An 8,365-nucleotide genomic window follows, 5' to 3' on the forward strand; every position below is an offset into this window, starting at 1 on the left:
TCGACCACATCCGCCTGGTGCTCTTTGGCCACATTCATCAAGAGCTGCACTGCCGCCGCCAGGGGGTTGATTACTTTGCCTGCCCCTCCACCTGTGTGCAATTTCTCCCCAAGAGCGCTCAGTTTGCTCTGGAGGTGATCCCTCCAGCCCTGCGACAGATATGGCTGGAGCCGGATGGCAGCTTCAAAACCCAGGTGCAGCGAGTAGAAGCCGCCTTGCAAACGCCCAACCTAGCCCTGAAGGGGTACTGAGGGGTCCAAGCTACCCTAGCTTCTCAGCTGGCAGGAGTCTACCCGGACTATTGGTCGCCATTTTTTGGGAGGCAATGGAGAGAACGCTGGCGGAAATTAATCGGCGCATTGTCCAAGGGCAGGTGCGGGTGTGGACGGCTCTGGAAGCGAAAGCCAAGCTGACCACCCTTAGCCTTGAGGAGGCCTTTGAGCAGGTGGATGTGGTAACCACCGGTACCTTTGAGCCAATGGAGTCGTCGGGGGCAATCCTCAACCTGGGCCATACGGATCCGCCCATTAAGATTCGCCAGGCCTGGTTAAACGGGGTGCCAGCCTATGCCGGCTTTGGGGCTGTCGATCTCTACATTGGGGCGGCCCAGCCCAGTGAGCAAGCCGAGCACCCCTATGGGGGCGGCCACGTCATCGCCGATCTGGTGGCCGGCAAGCGGGTGCACCTGCGGGCCATCGGCCAGGTAACCGACTGCTATCCCCGCGCCGACTACGAGACCACTCTGACACGGGATCAGCTCAACCAGTTCTACCTGTTCAACCCCCGCAACGCCTACCAAAACTTCATTGTTGGCGTCAACGGTGGCGATCGGCCCCTGTACACCTATTTGGGCCTGTTGGAACCCAACCTGGGCAATGCCGTCTATTCCAATCCTGGTGAGCTTTGCCCCCTGCTCAATGATCCCCTCTTGCGCCGGGTGGGGATTGGCAGCCGCATCTTCCTAGGAGGGGGCATCGGCTATGTAGCTTGGGAAGGCACCCAACACTTCCCGCTGCAAAAACGGCTGCCCAACCAAACCCCCATCGGCCCTGCAGCCACCTTGGCCCTCATTGGCGACGCCAAACAGATGCAAGCCGAGTGGGTGCGGGGCTGCTACTTCCGCAACTACGGCCCCAGCTTGATGTTAGGGGTGGGGATCCCCATCCCCATCCTTTCCCCCCGCGATCTGGAGCCCATTGCTATCCGGGATGAGGAACTAGTAGCGCCGGTGATTGACTTTTCTATCCCCCGGCGAGTGCGGCCTACCTTTGGCCTGGTGAGCTATGCCCAGCTTAAATCTGGCTACATTGTCCTCAATGGCCGCAAGGTGCGCACTGCTCCCCTGGCCAGCCTGCGCCGCTCAATGCAAGTTGCCGAGATCCTTAAACAGTGGATTGTCAGCGGCCAGTTTACTCTCACCCAGCCGGTTGCCCCTCTGCCCTTGGATCGGGAGTTGCTCGCCCAGAACCCTCGTTCATAATCTCCAAAACTGGCCCTTGGAGCCCTTGCAAGGGGTTGTCTTCCAGGGAGTTGCCGCTACCATTACGCCCTAGGGGAGAAGGGGATCCCTAGGGGGAGAAGATGAGGTTCCGGCGTATTGCTTTTGGCTCGGCGGTGTTGGGATGGCTCCTGGCCCTGCCCATCCTTCCTGGCCACGGATTGGGGGAGCGGCGAGTGGTGCCTGATACCCCCTTCTACTTCGACAACCACTATTTCGATCGCTACCCCGCGGCAGTGGTGGTGAGGGTGGTGAATGGCCACACGCTGGTGGTGCAAATCGAGGGGGAGCAAAAACTGCGCCTGGTCCGCTTGGCCGGGATCCAGGGCCTCAGCCCGGAGGAGGATCCCTTTTACCAGCAAGCTATTGAGCTGATGCGCGAGCGCATCCTCCGCCGCACGGTCAAGCTGGAGGGGGATAAGCTGCTGCGCAACGTCGATGCCACCGGCCCGGTGGAGGCCTACGTCTGGCTGGAGGGCCAGCAGATGAACGCTCTACTCGTACGCAATGGCCTAGCCCGCATCCTCCCCTACAGTCCCAACATCAAATATGACAGCTACTTCCGCGGCTTGGAAAAGAAAGCTCGCCAAGAGCGCCTTGGCATCTGGAGCCGCCTCTAATGCCTTGGGTTGCTCTAGACTGGAGTTAGCGCTCAAATACCCCTGCCTGCTTTGAGGGTTAAATCGAGGCAAGATCCCAACCGCTGGCTGAGGCGGCTGCCGTTGCTAGCAGGCCTTTTGGGCAGCACCCTTCTGGTCATTAACCGGCTGGCGTTTACACCGGAGCTCCTGGCCAGCCAGGCTCGCTCCGATGCCTTGGGGATCCTCCTCAGCGCTATTTTGATCCTAACTGGCCTTTTGTGGCAGCAGATCCAGCCCCGTCCTCCGCAAGCAGCCCCCCTGCAGGGAAGTCCAGGCTGCGACTGGGATCCGGCTCTTTCCGAGAGGGAAAAACTGGAGCTGGCCTGGGCCTCCCACACCCTCCTTAGCACCACGGCTGCCCGCACAGTAGTGATCTGGGTGGGGGGGCGCACCCTATTGCAGCGGGGGATTCTGGCTAACCCTGGCCAGTTGCCTGCCATCCGCCCCCAAGGCACCCTGCAGCAGGTATTGGAGACGGGGCAGCCGGTCTATTTGGGGGATCTGAGATTTTTCCCAGCCCGGGCCGAGTTCGAAGGCCTGTTGCCTCCCGGCTCCCAGGCAGTTCTCTGCCAGCCCATTGGCCAAAAGGGATGTCTCCTCTTGGGCAGCGACACCCCTCGCAGCTTTAGCCGCCAGGAGCGGGCCTGGGTTGCCGCCATTGCCGACAAACTAGAAACTCTGTTTGCCTAACTTCCCTCTCCCTCAGGGAGAGGGGCTGGGAGTGGTTTCAGCTAGGCGGCGCTTTCCAGGCTTACCTGAAACACCTCGCTAAAGGCCTTCTCAACCTTGTAGCCGGAGTCGATGGTTTCCAGAGGATCCTTACGCAGGCGGTGGCGCAGACACAAGGTGATGACCCGGCGAATATCGGCAACAGTCACTTCAGTACGCCCTTCCAGAGCTGCCAGAGCCTTGGCCGCCCGGTTGGTAACGATATCTCCCCGCAGCCCGTCTATTTCCAGCGCCGCACACACCCCGGAAATCTTCAGGCGCAATTCAGGATCAAGCACCACCTGCGGCAAGAGGTGTTGGGCATTTTCAAGGCGCTGCCGCAGGCGCTGCTGGGCGTCGGCGTATTTGGCTAGGAAGGCCTGGGGATCGGCGTCGAACTGGCTGCGCTCTTCGACAATCTGTACCCGCAGGGCCGGATCCCGCACCGTCTCGATGCGGACAAACATGCCGAAGCGATCCAAAAGTTGGGGGCGCAGCTCCCCTTCCTCGGGGTTGCCGGATCCCACCAGCACAAAGCGGGCCGGGTGGCGAATGGAAATGCCTTCCCGCTCAACTGTGTTCCAGCCAGAGGCCGCTGCATCCAGCAGCACGTCCACCAGGTGGTCGTCTAAGAGATTCACCTCGTCCACGTAGAGGATGCCCCGGTTGGCCTTAGCCAACAGCCCCGGCTCAAAGGCCTTCACCCCCTGGGAGAGGGCTCGCTCGATATCCAGCGTGCCGCAGACCCGGTCTTCCGTGGCCCCCAAGGGCAGATCCACCATCGGCACCTGGATCCAGGTGGTTTCTAGGGTTTCTCCCGCCTGCAGGCGCTCCCACACCTGATCACTCATGAGGTCCCGCTGCCGCGGGTGGCTGTTGAAGGGATCCCCCTTGACGACCTCAATCTGGGGCAGGAGATCGGCCAAGGCGCGGATGGTGGTGGATTTGCCCGTGCCCCGATCCCCCATGATCAGCACGCCGCCGATGCGGGGATCGATGACATTGAGGAGCAGGGCCAGCTTCATTTCTTCCTGACCAACGATGGCCGTGAAAGGGAAAACCGGGCGACGTTCCAAGTTCATAAAGGCAACCACCAGCAATCTACCCCCATTATCCCAGAGGCCAACCCTTTCTGGGCTGTTCAAGGCTGGAGCAGGAACCTCAAGGCCACTTTTGGGTCAAAGGGAGTAGGTGCCGGGGTGGCTTGAAGCAGGGCGCAAGCAAAAGCTACATAGGAGAAGGTCCCAGAGACACCGGCAACAGGGGAATTGGGTGGGGAGTCAGTAGCAGTGGTTGATCCAGCAGGTCGGAGAGAGTGGACGGCGTTCTCGATGTCAAGCGTGGCTCAAAAAGGGCTGGTGGGCTTGATCTGGGCTTGTACCTGGATCCCGCTGGTGGGGGTTTCCCTTGCTCTAGCCCAAACCCCTGCCCCCTCCCTAGCTCTGACCGATGACCAGGTTACCAAGTATGCCCGCATTGTCCTAGAGATGGAGCCCCACCGGCAGGAGGCCCAGCAGCGCTCTCGGGTTACCGACGATCCAGCCACCAAGGATCAAATCCGGCGGGAGTTCATTCGCACCGCCACCGAGATCATCACCCGCCATGGCATGAGCGTGTCGGAGTACAACCGCATCACCTTGTGGATTCGCTCTGAGGAAGGAAAAGAGCTCAAACAGCGCATCGAGGCGGAAATTCTGCGTCTGCAAAGTGAGGATCCCAGCCCCAAGCCCTAGCCTTGGAGCCCTGCAGATGTGACGGCGGACAGAGGATGGGGGTAGGCTGGAAGCGAAGATCGGTGTTTGGCCTTAGAGAGCGGAGTTAAAAGGAATGAACGAGCCCAGGTCGCCGCTAGGAGGGGCAACAGTTGAGCGCATGCGGTCTCGCTTGCGCTTGACGCGCCGCTTTGGGTTTTGGTTTCAGGCCATTTTGGGAGCGACAGCCCTGCTGCTGTGGCTAGGTTTTTTAATCGGCCAAAATACCGTCTATCGAGATGACTCGCTGGGGGCCATTATTGCCTTCTGGTTTACTCTGCTTACCCTGCTTACCTTAGCGGCCGGTCTCTTCTTTAACTGGCGCTACTTACTGCACGCAGAGCGCCGTTCGGCTTCTGCTGATGCCCTGGGCCAATTGAATCTGCCCCAGCAATTGCAGTTGGTTACCTACATCAGCCTAATTGGCGCTTTCCTAGCTTTGATTGGCATGGAGGCCCAGGTAGGCGAGCTGTTGGCACGCATTTTTTCCCGCACCCAGGCCAACCAGGTAACGGGTGTACTACTGCTAGCTGCCAATATCAACGTTACTTTTGCCCACTTCGTCTGCTTAGCAGGAGTGCTCTGGATTACCGGTGTCCTTGACCGCGATCTCTAGCCCCCTTGAAGGCCCATTAAGCCCCCCTGCCAGCGCAAGAGGGGCAAGCAACAGCATTGGAGCAGCCGAGAATTACCGATCCCAGATAACCAGGGCTTTACTTAAAGCCCACCGCCGCCTGCCAGACAAAGGCCAGCAGGAAAAACAAAACTGGGATAATCGGCAAAATATCAATCAGTGGGTCGAACAACTCATATCCTTCTGGCAAAGCAGCCAGGAGGAGCACCATCGCAGGCATGACACCAACCCTCAGCAAGTAAGGAAGTGGGGCGAGAGAAACTAAGTTTGCTCAGAATGTCTGAGTTGACAGAGAGTTTAACACTTCTGGCTCCGGATCTTGGCCAAGGTCAAGAAATGTAACTTAGAGAACTCCCATGTTGGAGAGGCCCAAGATTACCCCCACGCCTAGCAGATGACCAAAGCTGGCCACCCCCAGTACTTCTGGCCAAGTCATCCCCAGCACCGGTCCAGTTTCTGAAGCAACTCCCGAAGAGGACTTGAAGCTTAGGTAAGCCAAGCCTGTGCAGAGCAGAATGATCACCGCACTCAGGGGCGACCAGGGGCTAGTGTGAGCAGTCATGGCCAACGGGGCAACAACGGGTAGCATGGTTTTCCTCCTCGGCTCAGCTTAACCGACCCCTAGATTATCCTCACTCTGCAGTGCTTAAGGGGATCCCCCCCGATCTGCACATGAATTGCAACAGAAGCTGCAACAAAACCTCACAGCAGCCCTCACCTCCTGGGCAGGGGGATCCCTGTCGGCTGCAGCTAGAGTTGGCAAGGAAATCCGACCTGGGGGGACAAGCCGGGCAGATCTGTGCCGTATACTAACGAAAGTTAACAAAGCTTATCGCTCCCGTTTGGTGTGATGACTTCGAGGGGTTGTCTTCAACCATCCCCGTCGTCTGCGCTGTGCACACCTAAGGATGGCTGCCGATGACTGCTGCTGCGACTTCGCAACTGAACTCCGGGCCTTTCACCTTACCCCGTGAGCTGCTGGGGCCGCCGTCGGAATTTTGGAATCCCACCCTGCTGATGTTTTTGGGCTCGGTGGCGCTCTCAGCTGCCTGCTTTTGCGGGTATGCCTTTTGGCATTGGCCCCACTGGCTGGTGTTCTGGCTTAACTTTGTTGCCCTCTACGTGCTGGGCACAGTAATCCACGATGCCTCCCACGGCTCCGCCCACCGCAACCGCTGGCTGAACGAGGCTATGGGACATGGCTCTGCTCTGTTGCAGGGCTTTGTCTACCCTGTCTTTAAGCGGGTGCACATGCAGCACCATGCCCACGTCAACCATCCTGAAAACGATCCGGATCACTACGTCTCCACGGGGGGGCCACTGTGGCTAATTGCGCCGCGCTTCTTCTACCACGAGGTGTTTTTCTTCAAGCGGCAGCTCTGGCGCAAAGGCCGCTGGGATCTGCTGGAGTGGGCTCTCAGTCGACTGGTGGTGGTCTTAACGTTTGCGCTGGCCTTCCACTTTGGCTACACCGACTACATCATGAACTACTGGCTGCCCCCCGCCTTTCTCATGGGGTTTCTGTTGGGCTTGTTTTTCGACTACCTGCCCCATCGCCCCTTTCAATCTCAAGAGCGGTGGTACAACGCTAGGGTCTACCCTAGCCGGCTAGCCAACATTCTCCTGTTGGGACAGAACTACCATCTCATTCACCACCTCTGGCCCTCGGTTCCTTGGTACAAGTATCAGGCGGCCTACTGGGTGGCTAAGCCGGAGTTGGATGCGCGCAACTGCCAGCAAACGCTGGGCATCTGGCGAAAGGGTGAGTTTTGGAGCTTTGTCTACGACGCACTGATTGGCCTCCACTGGCACAAGCCCGCCCCTGCAGTTGCCCCGCGCGAGTCAGCCGCGGCGCCATCTCTTCCCCAGCTTGGCGAAGAGGCCGATTGAGATGGTCTTGCCCACGCTGCGGATCCCTCAGTTGCTGCTGTTTGTTGAGGCAGCCAGCTTGCTGCAGGACTCCAGCCAAGCCTGGGTAGAGGCTGGGCAGGCCCCAGCAGATCTGCCAGAACTGGTTGCCGAGGCGCGAGCGCAAGCCGAAGCCCAACTGCAAGCCCTTGGGATCCCGGCTGAGTTGCAAGCCCAGGTGCGAGGGATCTTGAGATTGACCCCGCTGCCGCAGGTGCTGGCCTACCTGCAGGACTTGCTGGACAGGGGGTCTGGCCCCGACGTGGAGGCTTTCCTGGACCAGGTGGGATCTGCCTCTACCCTGCTGCGCTTCCCGCCGCTGTTGGTGGCAGCTGTGGCTTTGCAGGTGTTGCTGGAGCGGCTGGATTTTTCTCCGGAAGAGAAAGCGGCGTTGCAAGCCCAACGGGAGCAATGGGAACAGGCCCTGGCCGAACTAGCCACCAGCCATGGGGTTTCCCTAGAGCCGCTGCGGACGGCTGCTGAGACGGCGCTGCAGGCTGTCTCGACGGAGGAGCTGCTGCAACTGGGCCAGGATCTGGCTCAAGATCTCGAAGATTGGGGGGCTCTGGCCGCCACCGAGGTTGAGGGGGAAACCGAGCCTCAGGTGGAAGTGGCGGGACCTTTGCTATTGATGATGGTGGCCGACCACCTGTTAGCCCAGACAGAGTATCCCCTCACCCCCGACCAACGGCTGGATCTACAAATCAACCGTGCCGAGGCAGAGAGTCGCCTCGCCGCCATGCAAAAGCTGGGCTGCCTTGAGAACTTGGCGGAGCAACGGGCCTACATCCAGGCTTGGATCGCGCAGACTGCGGTTCCCGATCTGCTACAGGCTCTGGATCGCTGGTTTGCTCCCTCTGAGGCTGATCCCTGAGGTTCGTCAGAGGTAAGGGCCGAGGCTCGCTATGCTCTTGATAATGCTAGCAGGAGGAGGTGGAAAGGGGACTGGGGCAGCCTCTTTTGGATTTTTTTAATCTTCAGCTCTTTGCAACCTCTGCCGAACCGTCATGTCCAAGAGTTGCGGCGCTTTCTGGCCATTCGGGAGTTGGAGCAAAAGCGAGGCAGCCGAGTGATTCTGCTTATCCACCGGCAGGAGTCGATCACCCAGTTTCCCGCTACATCAGCATCGAGGACTCAGAGCAGGTGCTGCGGGCAATCCGCCTCACTCCGCCCAACACCCCGATTGAATTCTGCACACCCCTGGCGGCCTGGTGCTGGCTACTGA

At 59.4% G+C, this 8,365-nt stretch carries 10 protein-coding genes and 2 pseudogenes; 9 read left to right on the top strand and 3 right to left on the bottom strand.

Going from position 1 to position 8,365, the window contains the following annotated elements:
• The 4 genes and pseudogenes from NW827_RS08435 to NW827_RS08450 form a co-directional block, all read left to right on the top strand.
• Positions 1–251: pseudogene (locus NW827_RS08435) on the top strand (3',5'-cyclic-AMP phosphodiesterase); the annotation flags it as partial.
• 74 nt (positions 252–325) lie between these two features.
• Complete coding sequence (locus NW827_RS08440) at positions 326–1,480, top strand: homocysteine biosynthesis protein (RefSeq protein WP_414361618.1); 1,155 nt, start codon at positions 326–328, stop codon at positions 1,478–1,480.
• A 101-nt stretch (positions 1,481–1,581) separates the two neighbouring features.
• Positions 1,582–2,118: a thermonuclease family protein gene (locus NW827_RS08445; protein WP_414404430.1), complete on the top strand. Its 537-nt coding sequence runs from the start codon at positions 1,582–1,584 to the stop codon at positions 2,116–2,118.
• A gap of 102 nt (positions 2,119–2,220) precedes the next feature.
• Positions 2,221–2,829, top strand: a complete 609-nt coding sequence (locus NW827_RS08450) for a cofactor assembly of complex C subunit B (RefSeq protein ID WP_414404431.1) — start codon at positions 2,221–2,223, stop codon at positions 2,827–2,829.
• A 41-nt stretch (positions 2,830–2,870) separates the two neighbouring features.
• On the opposite strand, the gene bchI is transcribed toward NW827_RS08450, so the two are convergent.
• Entirely contained in the window at positions 2,871–3,929 is a 1,059-nt protein-coding gene (gene bchI / locus NW827_RS08455) for a magnesium chelatase ATPase subunit I (RefSeq protein WP_414361612.1), read from the bottom strand.
• Positions 3,930–4,178: 249 nt separating this feature from the next.
• On the opposite strand from bchI, the gene NW827_RS08460 reads away from it, so the two are divergent.
• Positions 4,179–4,580 (top strand): DUF4168 domain-containing protein, encoded by a 402-nt coding sequence (locus tag NW827_RS08460; protein ID WP_414361610.1) that lies wholly within the window; start codon positions 4,179–4,181, stop codon positions 4,578–4,580.
• 139 nt (positions 4,581–4,719) lie between these two features.
• Positions 4,720–5,214, top strand: a complete 495-nt coding sequence (locus NW827_RS08465; protein ID WP_414361609.1) for a DUF3611 family protein — start codon at positions 4,720–4,722, stop codon at positions 5,212–5,214.
• A gap of 97 nt (positions 5,215–5,311) precedes the next feature.
• Here NW827_RS08465 and NW827_RS08470 read toward each other — a convergent pair whose 3' ends face one another.
• Both NW827_RS08470 and psaK read right to left on the bottom strand, forming a co-directional pair.
• Positions 5,312–5,443 (bottom strand): photosystem II reaction center protein K, encoded by a 132-nt coding sequence (locus NW827_RS08470; RefSeq protein ID WP_414404446.1) that lies wholly within the window; start codon positions 5,441–5,443, stop codon positions 5,312–5,314.
• A gap of 132 nt (positions 5,444–5,575) precedes the next feature.
• Positions 5,576–5,821, bottom strand: coding sequence for a photosystem I reaction center subunit PsaK (gene psaK, locus NW827_RS08475; protein WP_414361607.1), 246 nt, complete (start codon positions 5,819–5,821; stop codon positions 5,576–5,578).
• A gap of 329 nt (positions 5,822–6,150) precedes the next feature.
• Between psaK and NW827_RS08480 the strand changes: the two genes are divergently transcribed.
• The 3 genes and pseudogenes from NW827_RS08480 to NW827_RS08490 form a co-directional block, all read left to right on the top strand.
• A complete protein-coding gene (locus tag NW827_RS08480; RefSeq protein WP_414404432.1) occupies positions 6,151–7,122 on the top strand; it encodes a fatty acid desaturase in 972 nt (323 codons plus the stop codon).
• A gap of 1 nt (position 7,123) precedes the next feature.
• Entirely contained in the window at positions 7,124–8,014 is an 891-nt protein-coding gene (locus NW827_RS08485) for a hypothetical protein (protein WP_414404433.1), read from the top strand.
• A 111-nt stretch (positions 8,015–8,125) separates the two neighbouring features.
• A pseudogene (locus NW827_RS08490) lies at positions 8,126–8,365 on the top strand (SDH family Clp fold serine proteinase); the annotation flags it as partial.

Origin of the sequence: Synechococcus sp. H70.1 (genome assembly GCF_047502705.1) — a bacterium.
Taxonomy (GTDB): domain Bacteria; phylum Cyanobacteriota; class Cyanobacteriia; order Thermostichales; family Thermostichaceae; genus Thermostichus.